This is a genomic window from Dyadobacter sp. CY351 (assembly GCF_021502625.1).
GTDB classification, from domain to species: Bacteria; Bacteroidota; Bacteroidia; order Cytophagales; family Spirosomataceae; genus Dyadobacter; species Dyadobacter chenhuakuii.
Genome location: NZ_JAKFFU010000001.1, coordinates 376,923 through 398,044, shown reverse-complemented (window position 1 = coordinate 398,044; position 21,122 = coordinate 376,923). Strand labels below are relative to the sequence as shown.

The window sequence follows — 21,122 nt, the reverse complement described above, 5'->3', positions numbered from 1 at the left end:
ACGGCATTGAATAATGCTCAGCTTGTCATTCATTCGTCACCAGGCTCCCAAACGGGAATAATGCAGATGACACGTGTGCTTTGTTCATGATCTGGCCTAGCTCTTTTGCTTTTTCCGGGAATTGAGGGGTTAGGTTTGTGGTTTCGCCTGGATCTTTGGAGAGGTCGTAGAGTTCCACCAATGCGTCCGGGTTCCCGGCAGCTTTTAACCTGATGGCTTTCCAGGTTCCTTGCCTCACAGCCTGCCTGCCGCCTTGCTCGTGGAATTCCCAATATAAATAATCGTGCTTTCTCTGGGTAGGCTTGCCTTTTAGTGCATCTGTGAAGGAAATGCCGTCAATGTTTCGCGGCGTTTGTGCCTGGGCGAGTTCGGTGAAGGTGGGCAGAATGTCCCAGAATGCGCCTATAAAATCACTTTTCGAACCGGGTTTGATTACGCCCGGCCAGCGTGCGGCGAACGGCTCCCTAACCCCACCCTCGTACAAATCACGCTTTACACCCCGGAAACCGCCACTGCTCCTGAAAAATTTGGGATCAGCACCGCCTTCTACATGCGGACCATTGTCGCTCGTGAATATGACAAGCGTATTCTTATCCAGTCCTTTTTCTTTTAATTTATCCAAAACCTGCCCCACATAAAGATCCAGACGCGTGACCATGGCAGCGAATGTGGCGCGGGGAAATTCCTGAGACGTATACCCGCCACTTTTTGCATTGGAGCCATAATCTGCTCCACGGTGAAATTTCTCTTCAAACTTGCCTTTATATGATTGAAAAATACTGTCGTCGGGCACAATCAGCTCTGCATGAGGCAGAATATATGGTAAGAACAGGAAAAACGGCTGTTTACCGTCTCTGGTATCCATAAAATCCAATGCCTTTTTCTGGATCAGATCGGGTGCGTATTCCTTATTATATAGCAGGTCTTTGTTTGCCTCAAGAACAATTTTTTTAGCATTGTCCCAAAGATGGTCCGGGTAGTAGCGATGCGCCAGACTTTGGCAATTATAGCCGTAGAACTGATTAAAACCCTGTTTGTTAGGATCTCCCTCGGAGCCGACTGGCCCAAGCCCCCACTTACCGAATGCACCGGTGACGTAACCGGCTTTTTGCAAAATTTCGGCTACGGTCAGTACGGAATCGGCGATGGGCTGCTGTCCTTCGGGTAAAACGGATTTGTTTCCTCTGATATAGGTATGCCCGGTATGCTGGCCGGTCAACAAGGAAGATCGGGAAGGTGCGCAGACGGAAGTTCCTGCATAAAATTGATTAAAAATCATCCCTTCGCGGGCCAGCCGGTCAATGTTCGGGGTTCGGATGAGTTTTTGTCCGTTAAACCCGACGTCGCCATAACCTAGGTCATCGGCGAGGATGAAAATGATATTTGGCCGAACTGTTTTTGTAGCTGGTGTCTGGGCTTGTAAATGCGCTCCCGGGAATAAAACTAGCAAGCAGCAAAACAGTGCAATAACGTTTTTCATTATTTACTCCTATATTTGATATACTCCAAAAGACATTGCAACCGCTGGAATACTTGAAAATCGGCGGCTATCTTTGCCCTGATACCCTACGACAGCACAGACGACTGGCATGAATTGACAACCACCGAAAATTCCGGCAAGTCGGACCTGAGCTGTCTCATAGGGTATCAGGGTTCAATAACATCTATCCTGAATGCGACCTTGAAAGTATAATCTACTTACTTGATAGACAAAATAAAGATATTAAAATCAAACAAACAACAGGCGAAAGCAATAATACTTAATCAACAGGTAGATTTTTTGAAATAAAACTTCTTTGCACATCTACCAATAGTTAACTTCCGGGATGGAGAAAGACAATACTTATTTCGGCGTGAAGGAAATCGCGCGGCGGGCCAATGTTTCGATTGCAACAGTAGACAGGGTCATTCACAACCGCACCGGCGTTTCTGAAAAAACCAAAAAGAAGATCAATGAGATCATTAAAGAACTTGATTATCAACCTAATATATTAGCAAGCCGCCTGGCTTCACGCAAAATCATTTCCCTGGCTGTGCTGCTTCCGAAGGTTTCTGCCGAGACAGACTTCTGGGAGGCGCCGCTTAAAGGGATCGTCCGGGCGCAGCAGGAGATCAAGAAATATGGCGTTCAGGTGAGCACATTTCTTTTTGATTTAAATGACCATAATTCTTTCAACGAACAGACGAAATTAATTCTGGCGGGCACTTTTCATGGTGTTTTGCTTGCTCCTTCCTTCGTAGACGAAGCGCGAGAGTTTGCCACTGAATGTACCAAACTGAAAATCCCGTTTGCCTTCATCGATTCCGACATTCCGGACCAGGATAACCTGACCTATATCGGCCCTCATTTATTCCAAAGTGGCTATGTAGGGGCCAAATTGCTGACTTACCGCTTAAAAGAAAATCACAAAGTGCTGGTTGTCAATATTTCGAAAGACACGGATACTTACAATTATTTGCAGATCGAAGAGGGTTTCAGGTCTTATTTCAAAGATCATAACTTGCCCGGTGAGATCATTCGGATGGACATTAAGGATACGGATAACCTTTCCGTGACAAGAGATCTGAAACGCATGCTGCACACGCACGAGCATATTGAGGCTATTTTTGTAACCAATTCGCGCGTTTCCGCCGTGGCTTCCTTTCTCGAAAAAGACAATCGAAAAGACATCTCTTTAATTGGCTATGATTTCCTTAAAGAGAATATTCGCTTTTTGAATGAAGGGTTGATTGATTTTCTGATCTGTCACAAACCTGAGGAGCAGGGTTACCGGGGGTTAATGGCCTTATACCAAACTTTGGTGCTCGGCGCGCCTGTTGAAAAAATGCATTTTATGCCCATTGACATCATTACAAAAGAGAACCAGGCATTTTATCAGAATTGATCGCTATTCAGCCAAACACAGTATAAAACCTTTCATTTTCTAACTTGTTCAAAATAATTTATAATCAAATTGAACAGTAAGTTGTTAATAAAAATATGTTTGTATATTTACGGGTACGTGCCCGAAATCACTTTTTCGGACTGACTATTCCTAAACACTTTATAATAAGTATATGCATTTGAGCAGAAGAAACTTCATTCTCAAATCCGTCGCGACCGGTGCGGGACTCGGATTACTGGAATATTTACCTGCCATTGCCAGGCCTGCTGATGGAAAACGGGTGGGTATTATCGGCCTGGACACCTCTCACAGCATTGCATTTACAAAGGCGCTAAATGCTGCCACGCCGGACCCAGTTTATGACGGCTACAAGGTCACAGCAGCCTATCCGCAAGGAAGTAAGGACATTGAATCCAGCACCAAACGCATCCCGGGTTACATTGAAGAAGTGAAAAAGCTCGGTGTCAAAATCACTGGCTCGATCCGGGAATTACTAGCAGAAACGGATGTGATCCTTCTGGAAACGAATGATGGCCGGTTGCACCTGGAACAAGCATTGGAAGTTTTCAAAGCTGGCAAAAGAATGTTCATCGACAAACCAGTAGCAGGCTCATTATCAGACACTATTGCGATTTATAATGCTGCTGAAAAATACAAGATCCCTGTTTTCTCGGCTTCTTCCCTACGTTATATCAAAGGACTTGAAAATATAGACAAAGCCAAGGTTTTGGGCGCTGACACTTACAGCCCTGCGGTTTTGGAAAAAACACACCCTGACTTTTTCTGGTATGGCGTTCATGGTGTCGAAACGCTTTACACCGTCATGGGACCAGGCTGCAAAAGCGTAACCCGCGTAAGCACACCCAACACCGACATTGTGGTAGGCATATGGGGCGATGGCCGCACCGGCACATTCCGGGGAACGCGGACTGGCAAACACGACTACGGCGGGACGGTTTTTACAGAAGACGGCAATAAGGTTTTAGGCCCATATGCAGGTTATGAGCCACTTTTGGTGGACATTATTAAGTATTTCAAAACGGGTGAAATGCCTGTTACACCTCAGGAAACCATTGAAATTTTCGCATTTATGGAAGCTGCGGATGAAAGCAAGCGCCAGGGTGGAAAAAGCGTTATGTTGGAAAGTGTGCTGAATAAAGCCCGGAAGTCTGCTAAGTAACCGAGCCAAATCCCCTAATCATCAATATGATATGAAAAATATTCCTAACGAAAGAAGAGATTTTTTGAAGAAAACACTCGCAGGAAGCGCATTACTGACCGTGGGTGGCATTCTGCCGGGTTTCAGCCCGAAAAGTTATGCAAAGATCATTGGCGCAAATGAGAAAGTTCGCGTGGGCGTTATGGGCGTAAACAGTCGTGGACTGGCGCTTGCTTCCAACTATGCATTGCAGCCAAACTGTGAGGTTGTCTCAATTTCGGATGTCGATTCGAGAGCCGCAGAAAAGTGCATCAACACGGTCAACGACATTCAAAAATCAAAGCCTGCGAACACGCCTGACTTCCGGAAAGCACTGGAAAATAAGGATATGGACGCATTGGTGATTGCTGCTCCCGACCATTGGCATGCGCCTGCGGCTATCCTAGCTTCCAAAGCGGGAAAGCATGTTTACCTCGAAAAACCTTGCAGCCACAATCCCCACGAAGGTGAAATGCTGATTAAGGCCGCAAAAAAATACAAGAATGTGATTCAAATGGGCAACCAGCGCCGTTCGTGGCCAAATGTGATGGCTGCGATTAAGGAAGTGCATAGCGGTGCGATTGGCCGTACGTATTTTGTGAAGGGTTGGTATACAAATAACAGGGCGTCCATTGGCGTAGGAAAAGAAACTGCCGTGCCGTCGTGGCTGGATTATGAGTTATGGCAAGGCCCTGCGCCGCGGCGCGCTTATAAGGATAATCTGATCCATTACAACTGGCACTGGCTTTGGAACTGGGGCACTGGCGAAGCGCTTAACAACGGCACCCATATGCTGGATTTGATGCGCTGGGGATTACAGGTTGAGTATCCTAATCGCGTAACATCCTCAGGCGGACGTTATCGTTACAAGGATGACTGGGAAACACCTGATACGCAGATTATTAACCTTCAATTTGACAATAACACTGCGATGTCGTGGGAAGGCAGAAGCTGCAATGGGCGAACCAACGAAGGTAGCAGCGTTGGAGTGATTTTCTATGGAGAAACGGGCTCATTGCAAATTGGGGAAGGCAACACTTACACCATTTACGGGCTGGATAACAAAGTAATTAAGGAAGTTAAAAATGACTTTGTAATTGATCCGAGAAATAAGATGAACCCGTCGCAGGGACTGGATGCATTGCACATTCAGAACTTCTTTGATGCCATTAAAAAAGGGACACCGCTGGCTTCCGAAATTGTTGGCGGCCACCAAAGCACATTGCTCGCGCAACTCGGCAACATTGCCTACCGCTCCGAAGGCACATTGCATATAGATTCCACAAACGGCCACATTAAAAATAACAAAGAAGCCGAAAAGCTTTGGAAAAGAGAATATCAAAAAGGCTGGGAACCAACTATTTAAGATCCCAGAACAAAATCTGAGATTATTAAGCCCCCAGATTAAAATGAGATTATTAAGCCCCCAAATTAAATCTAAGATTATTAAGCCCCCAGATTAAAATCTGGGGCAATCAAATAAAATCCCCTGACGGGGATAATGGCAATAATCCCCGTCAGGGGAGAAGCATAACTAGCCCCAGATTTCAATCTGGGGTTTAAAAGATCAAAATCAAGGAGAATAGAAAGGGTTCCCATCAGAAGATCAAGATTTTATTACCCCGGACCTCAGTCCAGGCCCTAACGCCAACGAACACATGAGCAGCGCCTCCGTAGCAATAAAGGTAGAGAACCTGACGAAGCGGGAAACGATGATCTCGATCTTTCTGATCGGGCTGATGTTTTTCATCTTTGGGTTTGTTTCCTGGGTGAATTCCATCCTTATTCCGTATTTCAAAATCGCTTGCGAACTGACTAGTTTCCAGGCTTACCTCGTCGCTTTTGCTTTTTACATTGCCTATTTTGTGATGTCGGTGCCTTCTTCTTATTTGCTCAGGTCGGTGGGTTTTAAGAAGGGAATGATGTTCGGATTTTGGGCGATGGCTTTGGGCGCATTCATTTTTGTGCCTGCGGCTATGTCGCGGACTTACGAAATATTTCTGCTGGGATTGTTTACGATTGGCATTGGGCTAGCTATTTTACAAACTGCTGCTAATCCCTACATTACCATTCTCGGAGCAAAAGAACGGGCAGCGCAGCGGATCAGCATCATGGGGATTTGTAACAAAGCGGCCGGGATTTTGTCTCCCATCGTTTTTGCAGCCGTTATCCTCCGTCCTACCGACACGGCGATGTTCCAGCAGCTGAGCTCGATGACCGACATTGAACGAAGCGCCGCATTGGACGAGTTGATCCGCCGGGTCATTAATCCTTACATTGGGCTGGGAAGTTTTCTTTTTATTCTTGGTTTTTTGGTTTACAAATCACCTTTGCCAGAGATTGACACCGAGCATGAAAGCGAACATTTGGCCACTGCGAATGCGGGTAAAACAAGCATTTTTCAGTTCCCACACCTCATTCTGGGCGCATTAGCGATTTTTTTGCACGTGGGAACGCAGGTGATCGCCATTGACACCATTATTGGTTATGCCAATTCAATGGGCATTGATCTGCTGGAAGCAAAGGTTTTCCCTTCCTACACGCTTTTTTGCACCATTTGCGGGTATCTGATCGGGATCACCGTCATTCCGAAATACATTAGTCAGGTTACGGCGCTTCGGATCTGCACATTGCTGGGAACCATTTTTACGCTACTGATCATTTTTGCCAAAGGTGAATTGGTATTCCTGGGGCATACGGTGGACATTTCCATCTGGTTTGTGGTGCTGCTAGGGTTGGCAAATTCGCTTGTTTGGGCAGGAATATGGCCGCTGGCGCTGGATGATCTGGGAAGATTTACCAAGCTCGGCGCTTCCATCATGATCATGGGATTGTGCGGAAACGCCATTATGCCCCTTTTCTACGGCTATTTTGCAGATATGCTGAATGTGCGTCAGGCTTACTGGGTGCTGCTGCCTTGCTATTTGTATCTCGTTTTTTATGCAGTCAAAGGGCATAAGCTGAGGAGATGGGGATTTTAAAATCTCCTGACAGGAAATAACACATTGCTTATGAAATTGAAAATAACAAACGGCCACATTATCACGCCATTCCGCTACATCCGGAACGGAACATTGCTGGTTGAAGATGGTGTGATACTAGGCATACAAGAAGGAAATGTCGATTTTCCGGATGCGGAGATCGTTGATGCGGGAGGAAATTACATTGCGCCGGGCTTCATTGACCTGCACATTCACGGCGGCGGCGGTTATGATTTTATGGATGGGACCGTGCATGCTTTTTTACGCATTGCCGAAACCCATGCCAAATACGGAACCACAGCGCTGGTTCCCACTACATTAACCAGTGAAAAAGAAGATCTGCTGCAAACGCTGGACAATTACGAAGAGGCCAATGCGACGAACTTGAAAGGCGCGCAATTTCTCGGAATGCATCTGGAAGGGCCATATTTCGCTTTAAGCCAGCGCGGTGCGCAGGACCCGCGTTACATCCGCAATCCCGACCCCAAGGAATATGAAGAAGTGCTGGCTTACTCCTCGTCGATCACGCGGTGGAGCGCTGCGCCGGAGCTTCCCGGAGCCATTGATTTTGGCAAAAGATTAAAACAAAAAGGCATTCTGGCAGCCGTAGCGCATACAGATGCTATTTATGAGGAAGTGCTGGATGCTTATGAAAACGGTTACACGTTAGCAACGCACTTATATTCAGCCATGTCCGGCGTGACACGCAAGAATGCGTTTCGTTATGCGGGCACCATTGAAAGCGCTTTTTTGCTCGATATGGACGTGGAGATCATTGCCGACGGCGTGCATTTGCCCGCACCGCTTTTGAAATTGATATACAAAATAAAAGGCCCTGACCGCATCGCATTAATCACCGACGCCATGCGCGCCGCCGGAATGCCTGAGGGCGATAGCACATTAGGCTCCCTGAAAAACGGCCTGAAAGTGATTGTAGAAGACGGCGTCGCCAAATTACCCGACCGCACCTCGTTCGCAGGAAGCGTATCCACGACGGACCGACTGGTTAGAAATATGGTGCAAATGGCCGATGTTTCGCTCCTCGATTCGGTGCGGATGATGACGGCCACGCCTGCACGAATCATGGGCGTGGATCACAAAAAAGGCACATTGGTGGCTGGCAAAGATGCGGATATCGTGATTTTCGACGGTGATATCAACATTCAAAAGACAATAGTAAGAGGCAGGGTTATATACGACAAGCAATTTTAACGAACACAGATTATGAAGGTTGACGATTTGGAAATAAAAATTTTCGACACCAGACAGGAAATGGGACTCAATGCGGCCAGAATGGTTGCTGATAAAATCCGTGAATTGCAACAAACCAAAGATTCGGTCAATATCATTTTTGCTTCTGCACCATCCCAAAATGAGTTTTTGGCAGCATTGAAAGAAGAAAAGGACATTACGTGGGAGAAAATTAATGCTTTTCACATGGACGAATATGTAGGCCTGCCGGACGATGCTCCCCAGAATTTCGGAAATTTCCTGAAAGTCATATTATTTGATTTTGTGCCGTTGAAATCGGTTAACTATCTGAACGGCAATGCTGAAAATATAGAAGCCGAGTGCAACCGCTATGCGCTGCTATTGGAAGAGAATCCGATTGACATTGTTTGCCTGGGCATTGGAGAGAATGGACATTTGGCATTTAATGATCCGCATGTGGCGTTTTTTGATGATCCGCTGATTGTAAAACAGGTGGACCTGGACCAGGCTTGTCGTCAGCAGCAAGTGAACGATGCTTGTTTCGAAACATTTGATGAAGTGCCGCAAACTGCATTAACATTAACAATCCCTACATTAATGAAGGCAAAATATGCTTATGCGATGGTTCCGGGCGAGAAAAAAGCGCAGGCCATTTATCACACCGTTGCCGAAGAAATTCAGGAAGAATATCCATCCACAATCCTCCGCAAGCATCCCCATGCGATTTTGTTTATTGATAAAGCCAGTTCAGGGAAGCTGAAAGAAATTTCGTCTTACAGTCAGGCGTAACATCATTTTTGGGCCTATCTTGCATTATTACCTCAATCCACCAACATGAGAAACAAACTCTTGACAATCGCTTTCATGAGCGCAATGGCATTAAATCAGGGATGTGATACGAAAAAAGAAGAAGCCAAAGACGAGACAACGAAAAAACCATTAAGCCTTATTGTGGTTGAACCGGGGCATTTTCATGCTGCTTTGGTTCAGAAATCCATGTATCCGGATGTCGATTCGGTCGTGCATGTGTATGCGTCCGAAGGCCCGGATGTGAAGGCGTATCTGGATAAAGTGGAGAAATACAATGCAAGCCCGAAAGACCCGACCCGCTGGAAAGAGGAAGTGTATACGGGTTCTGATTTTCTTGAAAAAATGCTTTCGGAAAAGAAGGGAAATGTGGTCATACTGGCTGGAAACAACCAAAAGAAGACCGATTATATCAAGCAATCGGTAGATGCGGGACTAAATGTGCTTGCGGACAAACCCATGGCCATCGACGCGGCTGGTTTTGAAAAACTAAAAGAAGCATTTGCAAGTGCAGAAAAGAACAAAGTGCTCCTTTACGACATCATGACCGAGCGTTATGAGATCACCAACGCATTACAGCGCGAACTGGCCAATATGCCCGACATTTTCGGAGAACTGCAAAAAGGAACAGCAGAAAACCCAGCCGTTGCCAAGGAAAGTGTGCACCATTTTTTCAAATACATTTCCGGCGAACCGCTCGTGCGCCCGACCTGGTTTTTCGATGTAAAACAACAAGGCGAAGGAATGGTTGACGTCACCACGCACTTGGTAGATCTCGTACAATGGAGCTGCTTTCCGAACACGGAATTGGATTACAAAAAAGACATTAAACTCCTCTCCGCAAAACGCACCGCGACGAAGCTCACCAAATCTCAATTCAAGCTCGTAACCAAAAGCGATAGCTTCCCCGACTTCCTCAGCAAAGACGTAAAGGACACAACATTAAGCGTTTATGCAAACGGCGCAATGAATTACACAGTGAAAGGTGTGCACGCAAAAGTATCAGTACTCTGGAATTTCCAAGCCCCCGAAGGCACCGGCGACACGCACTACTCAATCATGAAAGGCTCAAAAGCCAACCTCATCGTCCGCCAGGGCAAGGACCAGAAATACAAACCAGTCCTTTACATTGAAACCATCGATAAATCAAAAGCCTACGAAGATGCCGTAGCCGAAAGCTTCAAAAAAGTGCAGGGCAAATATCCCGGTATCGAGCTGAAAAAGAATGCCGCCGGCTGGGAACTATCCATCCCTGCAAAATATGATAATGGCCATGAGGCGCATTTCGCACAGGTTGCTAATAAGTATATGGAGTATTTGAAAGCCGGGCAGCTGCCTAGGTGGGAAGTTCCGAATATGATTGCGAAGTATTATTTGACAACGCTGGCTTTGAAGGAGGCTAAGTGATAGATGCTATTAAACACTGCCAAATGCATTCTAGCTGCAATGTTAACTAACCCTGTCAGCCTGAGCGGAGCCGAAGGCACGCTACTCCTTGGTAACGTGCCTTCGGCTCCGCTCAGGCTGACAGGGTTAGTTACGATTTGCTAGTTTTCTTTCGGAAGTAGGTAGTTACTAGTTACCAGCCCGAAACAACACAAAAGCCACCTTACCAACAGCACCCCTACTCGTTATCCCCGTTCCGGTCCTTTCTCGTTTCGCGGAAGTTAAGTCCTGCCGATACTCCACCGAAACACTCAGCCTTTGCCATTTCGCTCCTATTGAACCGGATGCAATCAATCTCTTCCATACTCTAACTGAATGCCTAATTCCCAACGTGCCTGTGCCTGGGTTTGTAGTGAAGTGCAAATGGTTAAAAGGAAAACAAAGGTTATCGATTTCATAACATTCGAGGGATTGGATTAACTAGGATGAAACAGCTTATGCTATGTAATCCTATTTCTCGAATAAAAGCATCCAGACTTTCCTGCCGGCGCAAGTGAATGAACGAATGGTTTATCACTACATCCCACCCCTAAACAAAGCAAAACCCACCTTCCCAAAGACACCCCTCCCCGAAACCTCACTCATTCCACCGATCCGTTTTGACACCGTCAAATCATCCCGATATTCTGCGGAGACGGTTAGCCGTGACCATTTAATTCCCAATGATGCAGATGCAACGGGCGCGACGCGTTGGAAGCCGAAGACATTGCCGCGAACGATTCTGCCGAGGGTGCGTTCATGCTGGACAACAGACATAAAAACAATTGCACCCAACTTTCCATCCACAAACAAGAGGATCTTGGACTGGGGATTGGGATACAGTCGGAAACCAGCGTCAACGGCACTCCTGTGATGCACTTCGCGTAACAAATGTTGCGATGCAGTTTGATTGTACTCATGAAAAAGCTGCGGAGGCACCTTCTTTTGCGCATAACCCACTTGGCCCAGCACAGACCACCGTGGATTCAACGATCGCTCAAAATAAAACCCCGCACCCCAAGAGCGGCTTGAAGAAAAATCAATGTTCGAACCCTCATAAGAGCCCATAGGTGCAGCTTCTTTATGATAATAATCCCGTCCATACTCGGCTTGAATACCAAATTCCCAGCTTGGAGCGTGTGTTTGGGCAAGTGCCGGAAAATAAGTCAGAATCGACCCCAGAAATAAAATTGCAATTCTCATAACATGTATTTGGTATAGTGATAGCAATACGTTACTCATTACTAACCAACAAGTTACTTAAATTTAATTTTTCAGAAAGAAAAATTATTCACCCCGCCCTAATCCTCTAAACCTTCTCAAAAAATTCCAGCAATTCCTTAAACGAAAAGAACGTATTACTCAAATTCTCCGCACGGCCCATTTCATTTTGGGCCAGCATGAAGCCGCTGAACATGGTCCAGAGCTCACGGTTCCAGCTTTCGGCGGTGCTGCTGCTGAGGAGGTCGCTTACTGCTTTTCCATAGGCGATCCATTTTGCGTCGGGCGACTCGCTAGAGTGCGTTTTTGTTTGCATTTTTATGTTTTTAATGTGTGATGAGCGCCGCGCTTTGCGGCTTCCCGTTTGTGTTGTGGCAAATCACGGAATTCCGGCTAACTTAATGCCATGCATCCAGCCCGTATCGTACGCCGAAATGCTTGTAAAATACTCGGAAACTTCCCGATAGATTTATCTAAATTGCCTTTTTAACCAACCACCTTCCCGCATGACACATACTACACCCAACCCCAAGATCCACGAAGGCCGCAATCTGAAACGCTTCCGCGAAATGCTCGGAATGAAACAAGACGTCCTCGCCATGGAGCTCGGCAGCGATTGGAACCAGCAAAAGGTTTCCTTACTAGAACAAAAAGAAAGGATCGATTCTGACATTTTGGAGCAGGTTTCAGCAATATTAAAGATGCCCGTCGAGGCGATAAGGAATTATGATGAAGAGCAGGCTGTGAATATTATTGCGAATACGTTTAATGACAGCTCAATGTTGAATGCTGTCAATAATAACCCGACATTTCATCCTATTGACAAACTCATTCAGCTTCATGAGGAGAAGATCGCTTTGTATGAGCGGATGTTGAAGGAGAAGGATGAGATGATGGGGCGATTGGAGCGGTTGATTGAGGGGAAGTAGCATTATAACAACCGTAATTCGTAAATTATAGTGGCTAGTAAAAACTTATACATCATTGCAGGTCCTAATGGAGCTGGTAAGACCTCAGCTTCATTTACTATCTTACCAGAAATTATTCAATGCAAAGAGTTTGTCAATGCAGATGAAATCGCAAAGGGGATATCACCGTTTCAACCTGAAAAAGTTGCAGTGGAGGCCGGGAGAATTATGTTGAAAAGGGTAAATGAGCTCCTGCACAATAATGAAAGTTTTGCATTTGAAACAACATTGTCTAGCAGAACATATAAGTCAAAAGTTGAAGAAGCAAAAAAGCAAGGATACACAGCAACATTGATTTTCTTGTGGCTCAAAAGTATTGACTTGGCAAAGCTGCGTGTCGAAACGAGAGTTGCTGAGGGTGGACACAACATAGAGCCTGATGTTATTGAACGCAGATACATAAAAGGAATAAAGAATCTGTTCGATATTTACATGCCAGTTGTACACGGTGCATTTATCTTTGATAACTCACTTGGAATACCTGAGATTATTGCACAAAAGACACTAGAATCTGAATTAGAAATTATTGATACAAATAAATATACTCAACTGAGAAAAATTTATGACAACAATTAAAGAACAGTTGGAACTTAGGGAAAAAATTATTTTTGGTCTGAAAAAGACTTACGAAAATGTCGTAGAATTTAAGAAGCAAAAGAATAGCGCGCTAGTTGTTATGAGGGATAACAAAATTGTAAAGATCAAACCTTGGGAAAAATAAAAATGCTTTTTTTAGCTTAAAGCTTCTAGCCATTTAAATAACTTAAATAGTTGGATTGGTTTAAATAATACAAATCTCTAATAGCAAAGCTTTATACGACCACAAAGTAAACACTGATATGCATTCGGCTGTGTCGTACACCGAAATGCATTTAAAGTACTCTGAAACGTCCCGATAGATTTATCTAAATTGCCTTTTTAACCAACCACCTTCCCGCATGACACATACTACACCCAACCCTAAGATCCACGAAGGCCGCAACCTGAAACGCTTCCGCGAAATGCTCGGAATGAAGCAAGACGTCCTCGCCATGGAACTGGGCAGCGATTGGAACCAGCAAAAGGTTTCCTTACTCGAACAAAAAGAAAGGATCGGTTCCGACATTTTAGAGCAGGTTTCAGCAATATTAAAGATACCCGTCGAGGCGATAAGGAATTTTGATGAGGATCTGGCTATTAACATTATTTCAAATACATTTAACGATCAAGCGTATTTAGGAAATCCGCATTCGACTTTTAATGTCAATCCAATAGCAGAAATTAACAGATTGCATGAAGAGAAAATGGGCCTTTATGAGCGAATGTTGAAGGAAAAGGATGAGATGATGGGGCGGTTGGAACGGATGATTGGAGATAGGTAGATGTCGAGCTTGAAATGGCTGGAAAACTATCGAGCCGAAATCGACACGCTTTGTAAAACTTACAAAGTTAAAAGCCTGTATACATTTGGATCAGTCTTGACCGAAAAATTCAACGACGAAAGTGACATCGATTTAATTGTTGACTTCTTAGATATGGAAGTTGAGGATTACGCGGATAATTATTTTGACTTCAAGTTTGCGTTGCAAGATGTATTTGGGCGGCAGATTGATTTGTTGGAGGAGCGAGGGATTAAAAATCATCGCTTTAAAGAAAGTGTGAGCTTACGCAAACGACTATTATTCGAAACCTAGTAAAATAGGTTGTATTGCCGTTAAATAAATTATTCGATCCAGCTAAGCAAACAATTAAAAAATTGACTTTTTTAGCTAGAATCTATAACTTATTCTATCCATGAGCTTTCAATTCAAAAATTTGACAGACGAAACAAGGGAACTGATGAAGTCAGAGGTATCATCAGACATTCAAAGCAAGCTACTCTATTATAGTAAAAGATTTTGTGAAGCAGGACACCTTCTCTATGCGGAATTACTGGTAGAATCAATCAAGAAAGGAAATGAACAAAGCTTGGCCGCCGCCTTAAAGGAGAAAAAGTGCTTTGCTGACACCGAACCTCGAAATACAAAAAAAGGGATCGTTCCTTAGAAAATAACGGAAGATGCCAATCAGATACTTGCAGAAAGCGAATTTAACAGATTCTATATGAGGGCTCTTGCCCTACAAGCTATCCAAACTAATCTTACCTTAACTGTCTATCATGCAAGAGCATCTGACAACCCCAGGCCGGAGTCTGAAATGTTAGGTGGAAAGCAAATCGATCCGTCTAAACTATTAGATGATTTGAGAAAGAATATAGGACTTGATACATTACTAGGACTACCTCCCGCGCCAAATAGCGGTTTATCAGTAAAATTTTGAATACCAATTACCTTAATATGTATTCCTCTCTATTGTAGACCATAGGCAATCTACTGTCTACAATAGTTACTATCTACTCTTAAATATCATGGTAAGCAAAATAAAAATTCATAAAGTAGCCAGCTTTAAAAACTTAGCTTTAATTGAATCAGACAAGAAAGTAAATCTTATCTATGGTTTGAATGGCACTGGAAAAAGCACCATATCCAATCTTTTCTATAAACCCAGCCATTTCAACTTTAAAGATTGTTCGATTGAAGGGATTGAAGATGTTGATGTTTTGGTCTACAATCAAACATTCATTCAGGAAAATTTTTTCGAAACAGAAAACTTAAATGGGATTTTTACACTGTCCCAAGCAAATAAGGATGCGGAATTAGAGATTACCAAATCGGAAAAAGCACTTGAAATACTGGAACAACAAAAAGCTGGTTCTGAGATTTATAAAATGGAATTAAAGACTCAGCTCGACATAAAAATAAATAATGCTAAAAGTAGAATCTGGGAAATTAAGACAAAATATAGCGGTGGTGATCGAGTACTTGAATTCTGTTTAGAAGGACTTAAAAGCGATGGAACTAAACTTTTAGCATATCTTGAATCAATCAAAAAGGGCGAAAATAGACCAAGCTCTACAATAGAATCTGTTAAGGAAGAGGTTAATTCTCTTATAGGTGATCAGGCTCAAAAATACGAAAAGATCGAACTTACAATGCCAATACCTGACAATTTAGAGATTAACCCAATTTTTAAAAAACAAATTGTTGGCAATAATAATAGCTCCGTTTCTGAATTTATTGCAAGATTAAATAATTCTGATTGGATTCTTGCTGGTTTAAATTATCTACCTGATACAATTAATGATGAAAATCAGATGTGCCCATTCTGTCAAGAGAAAACAATATCTAACAGATTAATTAACAGCATTAAAGATTATTTTGACGAAGAATATGAAAATGATGTCAATAATCTTAAAACTGCATTAAAAAAATACAGTGATGCTACTAGCTCAGTTTTAGATAAGACCGTTTTTGACGAAAATCCAAAATGCGAAAGCTTTAAAAAAGACATAGAACTAATTTTTAGCGAATTTTCAAGTATCGTAAGTGAAAATATCCGACTAATCGAACAGAAGGTACAATCTCCTAGTATAGTAATTAGCCTAACCTCAACCAGACCTGTATTTACAAAACTTGCCAAGATCGTCGAAGCTGTTAATGGGTTAGTAGAAGAACACAATGAGAAGATTGAAAGCAAAGGCAAAGCCCTTTCAAATTTAAAAAATACCTTCTGGCAAATAAATCGATGGGACTATGATAAAACTTTGTCTAATCTAACCGAAGAAAAAGAGGCATTTGATTCCAAGAATCTGGAAATTGAAAAATCAATCGACGATCTGATAAAAGGTATAATATTACATAAGAATAATATTTTAAACCAGCAAAAAAAGACAATCAATATAGAGCAAGCTATAACAAATATAAACAACTCCCTTGTTGATCTCGGTATTGACGGTTTTAGCATAGTCAAACATTCGGATATACTTTATAAAATCAAAAGGCAGGATGGAGATAGCAAAATCTTTCACTCTCTGAGTGAGGGAGAAAAAATGATAATAAGCTTCCTTTACTTTCTGGAATTATGTCGCGGAAGGCGAAACTCAACTGCCGTCGCTCGAAAAAAGATAGTTGTCATTGATGACCCTATATCTAGTCTATCGCATATTTATGTATTCAATATAGGCAGATTAATCCTTAACGAGTTTTTATTGAGCAGTAAATACGAACAGGTATTTATACTAACTCACAGCCTTTATTTCTTTTATGAACTTACTGATACAAAGAAAGAGCGACGTGATCAAAATCAAAAATTATTTAGACTCAGAAAAAATGAAAATGGAAGTGAAATTTTGGTGATGAAGTATGAAGAGATACAAAATGACTATCAATCATATTGGCATATAGTAAATGACAAAGATCAGCCGCCAGCCTTGATAGCAAATTGTATGAGAAATATTATTGAATATTTCTACAACTTCGTTGAAAAAAGCGATTTGAATGTCGTATTTCAGAAACGTGAAATGCAGGAAATTAGATTCCAGGCTTTCAACAGATATATCAATCGAGAATCGCATTCCCTAGGGCAAAACATATTTGATATTAAAGAATTTAATTATGATCATTTCCGTGAGGCCTTTGCTAACATATTTAAAATTAGCGGATATGAGGACCATTACAAAAAAATGGCAAGATAGATTACATCGATTATTTGAACATTATTCTGGCGGTGCGTTGTGCCTTGGATTTATACATCTTGCTCTCTTCGTATAAATCTTACAGCGCTGCTTAGATGGAGGTCGATGGGTATAGCCTACGCTGTCGTAAATTGGTTGGCGCTTACTTAGAAAAAGAAAAGAAACCTTCAAAGCTTAAATCTTCATCGAGTTTTTCCCAATGAATTCCGAACGGGGATAATTCGTAGCGTTCCCTTTCATCGTTAGACACATTTAATAATCTGGGAAACCACTTTAAAGGATGGCTACGCTCCTCGCCATTTACAGTTTGGATAAATATATTGTCGTCCTTGAACCAAATTTTTTTTACTTCAATTTCCATGATACTCTTTCCATTTAGCAATGATGATTTCCTTATTTTCTTCGATTAGGGATTAAAATGAACATGAATCGGAATTTACTTAATTCCTCTCACCGTTCCCATTCCAACTCAACCCCCTCCCCCACCAAAAACCCCTGAAACCCACTCAACAACTCCTTATCTTCTCTCACTCTTCGTGGAGTAACTTGCTTACTAGAAGCAAACTTCACCAACAACCCCACAGCCTCCCCAATGCTCCACTCAACCGGATGCAGGCGATAACAACCATTCGTAATGTGCGTAGTGCCAATGTTCTTGTTAGCCGGAAGCAGGTTTCCCATGCGCACGGGCAGCAGTGCGCCTAGCGGGATCTGGAATGGCAGTGAGGCGAAATCAATGTAGTTATCGCCCGTGTTGCTGGGGTGCAGGTCTATGTGGTAATAGCCTATGCCGACGCTGTCGTGGAAGTGGGCGGCTTTTTCTTTGGGGCCTGAGGCGCCGTTGGTGATGGCGCCGGTTGCGCCACGTTCCGCGGCTAGGGCGCGGTTTTCGGCTCCTACGTGTTCTTCTTTGATGGTGAAGAGAGCTTTGATGCGGCGGGATTCGCGGACGTAGGGATATTTGGCGAGGCCGTCTTCGGTTCCCATAATGTCTTTACGGAGGCGGATTTCGGGCCAGCCTTTGCCGCCGTCCGGGCGCGGGGCCTCGGTTTGAAGCCAGTATAGCAGGGATAGGCTGAGCTGTTTGGCTCTGTTGACGTGCTTTTGGAAATCCTTTTCGCTGGCTCCAATAAGATTGCCCAGGAAATAGTCGTTTTGGGGCCAGTTGACAATGGTAATGTCGCCTGCGTACGTTCCGGGTTTGAAATTGTCTTTGCTGATGATCCGGCGGTAATTCCAGAGATTCAGCATATCTCCCGTTTTGATGCCAGCCGGATGGAATCCCAGCTGTTTCGGTTCCAATGTTTTGGGATTGGAATAAGACAGATCCAGCAGCTTTCCAGACCAGGGTTTTGCCATTTTTGGAATAAAATCCTTCCAGAATGCATATTCAGTCGGCTTTTCGATCACGTGGTTTTCGCCCGGCCGGTAATCGATGGCGAAGCAGACTGTGAATGCCTGGTTATTGTCGGGATTGCCTTTTTCGGGTGCATGAAGCTCGTTGGTTTCGGCTTTGGATTCGGTGCCGGTTACGAATTCGGTTCCGGTTATGGGCAGCAGATCGCCCAGTTCGGTTGCATCGACGAAGTAGGGTGCTGAGAGTTGAGAGCGGGTTTTTGTTTTGACATGCACCACTTCCAGGGACTGGACTTTATTTCCTTTCACCTCGGCAGTAACGGCCTTATGCTCCATCAACAGCGTCAATTTGCCGGAGCTGATGTAAGGCATGAACATTTCAATGAGAACGGCTACCGCTACACGCGGCTCGTGGCAGAGGCGCGAAACGGCACCATCGCCAGGGTTCAAATGCTTCCTGCTTTTAGCTTCTTCGGTAAGCGGGTAATGTTTGATATAATATTGCCTGATCGCAGTCCGGAAATCGCGGTAAAGCTGTGTGGCACCATGGGTTTCGATCCATTGATGCTCATCCGGTGGAACGCCTTGCTGGGAAAGCTGGCCGCCGAGCCAGTCGGTTTCCTCGGTCAGGATTACGGACAAGCCGTTGCGCAATGCGGCCAATGCTGCCGCGCAACCGCCCAGCCCGCCACCGGCGACGACCAGATCAGCCTCAAAAAAAAGATTCTTTGCCATGTCTTTCGACTGCAAAGAATCTGTGTTTTGTATTTCTGCTTTATTCGTTAGCAAGCTGCCTGTGAAGGCAATGCTTCCGAGGAAGTTTCTACGCTTCATTTTGTTTAAACGACTTTCCCCATCACATACATTTCCTCCATGGTTGGAGTGGGATTACCGCCTTCTTTTTCTAATGTAATAGCGAAAGCGACTGCGCCTGGTTTCGTATTTTTCATTTTAAGGACCCTTCCAGCAAATTCATTGTCGATCATTCCCATGTCAACAGGCTTGTTGTCCACAATGCTCCAAAGCTGATATTGCTTCCCGGTAGGCGGTTTCGGCAGGTTTTGGATATCCAGCAAAACCTGATTCGTTGCGGTGTGCCAGAATGCTGAAACAGAGCTTTGCGGCGATTTTTCTAATCCCGCCAAATGCACGGTTTTGTACTCAGGATTGCGGTAAAGACTGGCGAGCGACTGGGCATATCCAAACTCTTTTTCCATCGTTCCCATTTTTGATGCCATTTCCTCATTGTCCTTTTTTGCTTTGGACATTTGGGTAGCAGACCAGCCTGCGAATAATGCCAGCAAAATAGATGCTGCAACGGCGAGTTTCGCCCATACGGGCGTCACAACTTTCGTTTCCACGCTATTGAAAGCATTATCAATCACACGTGGCTCATCCTGCGGAACAGGGCGCATTGTGCTGATCACGGTTGCTGGTTCGCTGTCTGTAATCTCTGATTGCTGTTCGTCGGCGTTTGTATCTTCTATTTCCTGTACGGAATCAAAATTCATTTTGGCAAAAAGCGATTCTTTCAAAGAAGCGGGCGGTGGTGTCTGATGTTTCAGTGCATATTCTTCCAATGCGCTTTCAGTCCGTAGCAGCTCTTCTTTTATCTCAGGGTAAATGTGAGACATGCACTCCACTTCCTGTTTTTCCTGAGGAGAAACAGTGCCCAATACATATTCCTCTAATATACCGGACTCTATGTAGGCTTGGATATTCATACTGCAAAGTATTGTTTTAACTCTTGTAATGCTGTTCGGATCCTTGATTTCACAGTTCCCAACGGGATACTCAGCTCCTCGGATATTTCTTCATGCGTGTATCCCTGAAAATAGGCCATGTCAATGAGGATCTTCCTTTCGGGCCTCAGCATATTCACAATGGCTTTCATCTCCGAACTTGATGTCAGCGAATCTTCATATACGTCCCTTTCATTCTGGACTGCCTTGTTGTCGATATCATCCATTGCTGGTTTTCTTCCCTCAACCCTTGCCGCATCGATCGCACCGTTCCGTGCAATGTTCATGATCCATGTAAACAGCCTTCCTTTTTCCGGATTATAAGAAGCTATATTCTTCCAGATTTTTAAAAAAGACTCTTGCAATACATCTGCGGCGCGCTCCTCATCCCTCAACGTTTTTGAAATGATATTAAACAAAGCTCCCGAGTAATGGTCGTACAGGAATTCAAAAGCTGTTCGCTCATTTCTTTTCAGAGCCAACACCAATTCCTCTTCCGAGTATTTTAACTTACTAGTCGCCAAGAGTTGCTTAACATTTAATTGTATGTTACTAAATGGCAATCTAACGAATTTTCGGAAGAACCGGTCACGGCTATTATAAATTATTGTGTCCTGGCTCCAGCCGTCAAAAACTGTGGTTAGCTGCGGTAATGAGGGTATCCCGATAGGGGCATAAGTTACATTCATGATAGTGTGTTTTTTCTTGATATACGAACAACACACCGGAAAAGATCAATGAAGGACTAACTCTTGCCGAAACCGCTTTAAAATCG

At 43.9% G+C, this 21,122-nt stretch carries 20 protein-coding genes; 13 read left to right on the top strand and 7 right to left on the bottom strand.

Features of this window, described 5'->3' with window-relative positions; translation table 11 throughout:
- Window positions 1–25 precede the first annotated feature (25 nt).
- Entirely contained in the window at window positions 26–1,480 is a 1,455-nt protein-coding gene (locus tag L0660_RS01685) for an arylsulfatase (RefSeq protein ID WP_235157194.1), read from the bottom strand.
- A 346-nt stretch (window positions 1,481–1,826) separates the two neighbouring features.
- On the opposite strand from L0660_RS01685, the gene L0660_RS01680 reads away from it, so the two are divergent.
- From L0660_RS01680 to L0660_RS01650, 7 genes are all read left to right on the top strand, one after another.
- The gene (locus tag L0660_RS01680; RefSeq protein ID WP_235157191.1) at window positions 1,827–2,885 is read left to right on the top strand and encodes a LacI family DNA-binding transcriptional regulator; all 1,059 of its coding nucleotides are present in this window, start codon (window positions 1,827–1,829) and stop codon (window positions 2,883–2,885) included.
- A 172-nt stretch (window positions 2,886–3,057) separates the two neighbouring features.
- Window positions 3,058–4,065: a Gfo/Idh/MocA family protein gene (locus L0660_RS01675; protein ID WP_235157188.1), complete on the top strand. Its 1,008-nt coding sequence runs from the start codon at window positions 3,058–3,060 to the stop codon at window positions 4,063–4,065.
- A 31-nt stretch (window positions 4,066–4,096) separates the two neighbouring features.
- Window positions 4,097–5,449, top strand: coding sequence for a Gfo/Idh/MocA family protein (locus L0660_RS01670; RefSeq protein WP_235157185.1), 1,353 nt, complete (start codon window positions 4,097–4,099; stop codon window positions 5,447–5,449).
- Window positions 5,450–5,741: 292 nt separating this feature from the next.
- Window positions 5,742–7,064, top strand: coding sequence for a sugar MFS transporter (locus tag L0660_RS01665; RefSeq protein ID WP_235157183.1), 1,323 nt, complete (start codon window positions 5,742–5,744; stop codon window positions 7,062–7,064).
- Between the two features lie 30 nt (window positions 7,065–7,094).
- On the top strand, window positions 7,095–8,276 hold the full coding sequence (gene nagA, locus L0660_RS01660) for an N-acetylglucosamine-6-phosphate deacetylase (RefSeq protein WP_235157179.1): 1,182 nt from the start codon (window positions 7,095–7,097) through the stop codon (window positions 8,274–8,276).
- A 12-nt stretch (window positions 8,277–8,288) separates the two neighbouring features.
- Window positions 8,289–9,065: a glucosamine-6-phosphate deaminase gene (locus L0660_RS01655; protein ID WP_235157169.1), complete on the top strand. Its 777-nt coding sequence runs from the start codon at window positions 8,289–8,291 to the stop codon at window positions 9,063–9,065.
- A gap of 45 nt (window positions 9,066–9,110) precedes the next feature.
- Entirely contained in the window at window positions 9,111–10,490 is a 1,380-nt protein-coding gene (locus L0660_RS01650) for a putative oxidoreductase C-terminal domain-containing protein (RefSeq protein ID WP_235157167.1), read from the top strand.
- Between the two features lie 555 nt (window positions 10,491–11,045).
- Here the strand turns inward: L0660_RS01650 and L0660_RS01645 are convergent.
- Together L0660_RS01645 and L0660_RS01640 are read right to left on the bottom strand one after the other, a co-directional pair.
- The gene (locus tag L0660_RS01645; protein WP_235157164.1) at window positions 11,046–11,711 is read right to left on the bottom strand and encodes a hypothetical protein; all 666 of its coding nucleotides are present in this window, start codon (window positions 11,709–11,711) and stop codon (window positions 11,046–11,048) included.
- Window positions 11,712–11,817: 106 nt separating this feature from the next.
- Window positions 11,818–12,045 carry a hypothetical protein gene (locus L0660_RS01640; RefSeq protein WP_235157162.1) on the bottom strand — a complete coding sequence of 76 codons (228 nt, stop codon included), beginning with the start codon at window positions 12,043–12,045 and terminating at the stop codon, window positions 11,818–11,820.
- Window positions 12,046–12,235: 190 nt separating this feature from the next.
- Here L0660_RS01640 and L0660_RS01635 point away from each other — a divergent pair, with 190 nt between their 5' ends.
- The 6 genes from L0660_RS01635 (at window position 12,236) to L0660_RS01610 (ending at window position 17,249) form a co-directional block, all read left to right on the top strand.
- Entirely contained in the window at window positions 12,236–12,658 is a 423-nt protein-coding gene (locus tag L0660_RS01635; protein ID WP_235157161.1) for a helix-turn-helix transcriptional regulator, read from the top strand.
- 30 nt (window positions 12,659–12,688) lie between these two features.
- Window positions 12,689–13,273: a zeta toxin family protein gene (locus tag L0660_RS01630; RefSeq protein ID WP_235157158.1), complete on the top strand. Its 585-nt coding sequence runs from the start codon at window positions 12,689–12,691 to the stop codon at window positions 13,271–13,273.
- A 362-nt stretch (window positions 13,274–13,635) separates the two neighbouring features.
- Window positions 13,636–14,058, top strand: a complete 423-nt coding sequence (locus L0660_RS01625; protein WP_235157157.1) for a helix-turn-helix transcriptional regulator — start codon at window positions 13,636–13,638, stop codon at window positions 14,056–14,058.
- 9 nt (window positions 14,059–14,067) lie between these two features.
- A complete protein-coding gene (locus L0660_RS01620) occupies window positions 14,068–14,370 on the top strand; it encodes a nucleotidyltransferase family protein (RefSeq protein ID WP_235157156.1) in 303 nt (100 codons plus the stop codon).
- A gap of 100 nt (window positions 14,371–14,470) precedes the next feature.
- Window positions 14,471–14,722, top strand: coding sequence for a hypothetical protein (locus tag L0660_RS01615; protein ID WP_235157153.1), 252 nt, complete (start codon window positions 14,471–14,473; stop codon window positions 14,720–14,722).
- A gap of 361 nt (window positions 14,723–15,083) precedes the next feature.
- Entirely contained in the window at window positions 15,084–17,249 is a 2,166-nt protein-coding gene (locus L0660_RS01610) for an AAA family ATPase (protein ID WP_235157152.1), read from the top strand.
- A gap of 142 nt (window positions 17,250–17,391) precedes the next feature.
- On the opposite strand, the gene L0660_RS01605 is transcribed toward L0660_RS01610, so the two are convergent.
- From L0660_RS01605 to L0660_RS01590, 4 genes are all read right to left on the bottom strand, one after another.
- Window positions 17,392–17,610, bottom strand: coding sequence for a DUF2442 domain-containing protein (locus tag L0660_RS01605; RefSeq protein WP_235157150.1), 219 nt, complete (start codon window positions 17,608–17,610; stop codon window positions 17,392–17,394).
- An 89-nt stretch (window positions 17,611–17,699) separates the two neighbouring features.
- Entirely contained in the window at window positions 17,700–19,439 is a 1,740-nt protein-coding gene (locus tag L0660_RS01600; protein ID WP_235157148.1) for an FAD-dependent oxidoreductase, read from the bottom strand.
- A gap of 5 nt (window positions 19,440–19,444) precedes the next feature.
- Entirely contained in the window at window positions 19,445–20,329 is an 885-nt protein-coding gene (locus L0660_RS01595) for an anti-sigma factor domain-containing protein (RefSeq protein WP_235157145.1), read from the bottom strand.
- Window positions 20,326–20,871 carry an RNA polymerase sigma factor gene (locus tag L0660_RS01590; protein WP_026631344.1) on the bottom strand — a complete coding sequence of 182 codons (546 nt, stop codon included), beginning with the start codon at window positions 20,869–20,871 and terminating at the stop codon, window positions 20,326–20,328. Before L0660_RS01590 ends, L0660_RS01595 begins: the two co-directional genes overlap by 4 nt.
- Window positions 20,872–21,122 lie beyond the last annotated feature (251 nt).

Excerpts from the sequence above, each read along its gene's own strand:
- L0660_RS01685 (WP_235157194.1), bottom strand. The coding sequence starts at position 1,480 with ATGAAAAACGTTATTGCACTGTTTTGCTGCTTGCTAGTTTTATTCCCG.
- L0660_RS01680 (WP_235157191.1), top strand. The coding sequence starts at position 1,827 with ATGGAGAAAGACAATACTTATTTCGGCGTGAAGGAAATCGCGCGGCGG.
- L0660_RS01675 (WP_235157188.1), top strand. The coding sequence starts at position 3,058 with ATGCATTTGAGCAGAAGAAACTTCATTCTCAAATCCGTCGCGACCGGT.
- L0660_RS01670 (WP_235157185.1), top strand. The coding sequence starts at position 4,097 with ATGAAAAATATTCCTAACGAAAGAAGAGATTTTTTGAAGAAAACACTC.
- L0660_RS01665 (WP_235157183.1), top strand. The coding sequence starts at position 5,742 with ATGAGCAGCGCCTCCGTAGCAATAAAGGTAGAGAACCTGACGAAGCGG.
- nagA (WP_235157179.1), top strand. The coding sequence starts at position 7,095 with ATGAAATTGAAAATAACAAACGGCCACATTATCACGCCATTCCGCTAC.
- L0660_RS01655 (WP_235157169.1), top strand. The coding sequence starts at position 8,289 with ATGAAGGTTGACGATTTGGAAATAAAAATTTTCGACACCAGACAGGAA.
- L0660_RS01650 (WP_235157167.1), top strand. The coding sequence starts at position 9,111 with ATGAGAAACAAACTCTTGACAATCGCTTTCATGAGCGCAATGGCATTA.
- L0660_RS01645 (WP_235157164.1), bottom strand. The coding sequence starts at position 11,711 with ATGAGAATTGCAATTTTATTTCTGGGGTCGATTCTGACTTATTTTCCG.
- L0660_RS01640 (WP_235157162.1), bottom strand. The coding sequence starts at position 12,045 with ATGCAAACAAAAACGCACTCTAGCGAGTCGCCCGACGCAAAATGGATC.
- L0660_RS01635 (WP_235157161.1), top strand. The coding sequence starts at position 12,236 with ATGACACATACTACACCCAACCCCAAGATCCACGAAGGCCGCAATCTG.
- L0660_RS01625 (WP_235157157.1), top strand. The coding sequence starts at position 13,636 with ATGACACATACTACACCCAACCCTAAGATCCACGAAGGCCGCAACCTG.
- L0660_RS01615 (WP_235157153.1), top strand. The coding sequence starts at position 14,471 with ATGAGCTTTCAATTCAAAAATTTGACAGACGAAACAAGGGAACTGATG.
- L0660_RS01610 (WP_235157152.1), top strand. The coding sequence starts at position 15,084 with ATGGTAAGCAAAATAAAAATTCATAAAGTAGCCAGCTTTAAAAACTTA.
- L0660_RS01605 (WP_235157150.1), bottom strand. The coding sequence starts at position 17,610 with ATGGAAATTGAAGTAAAAAAAATTTGGTTCAAGGACGACAATATATTT.
- L0660_RS01600 (WP_235157148.1), bottom strand. The coding sequence starts at position 19,439 with ATGAAGCGTAGAAACTTCCTCGGAAGCATTGCCTTCACAGGCAGCTTG.
- L0660_RS01595 (WP_235157145.1), bottom strand. The coding sequence starts at position 20,329 with ATGAATATCCAAGCCTACATAGAGTCCGGTATATTAGAGGAATATGTA.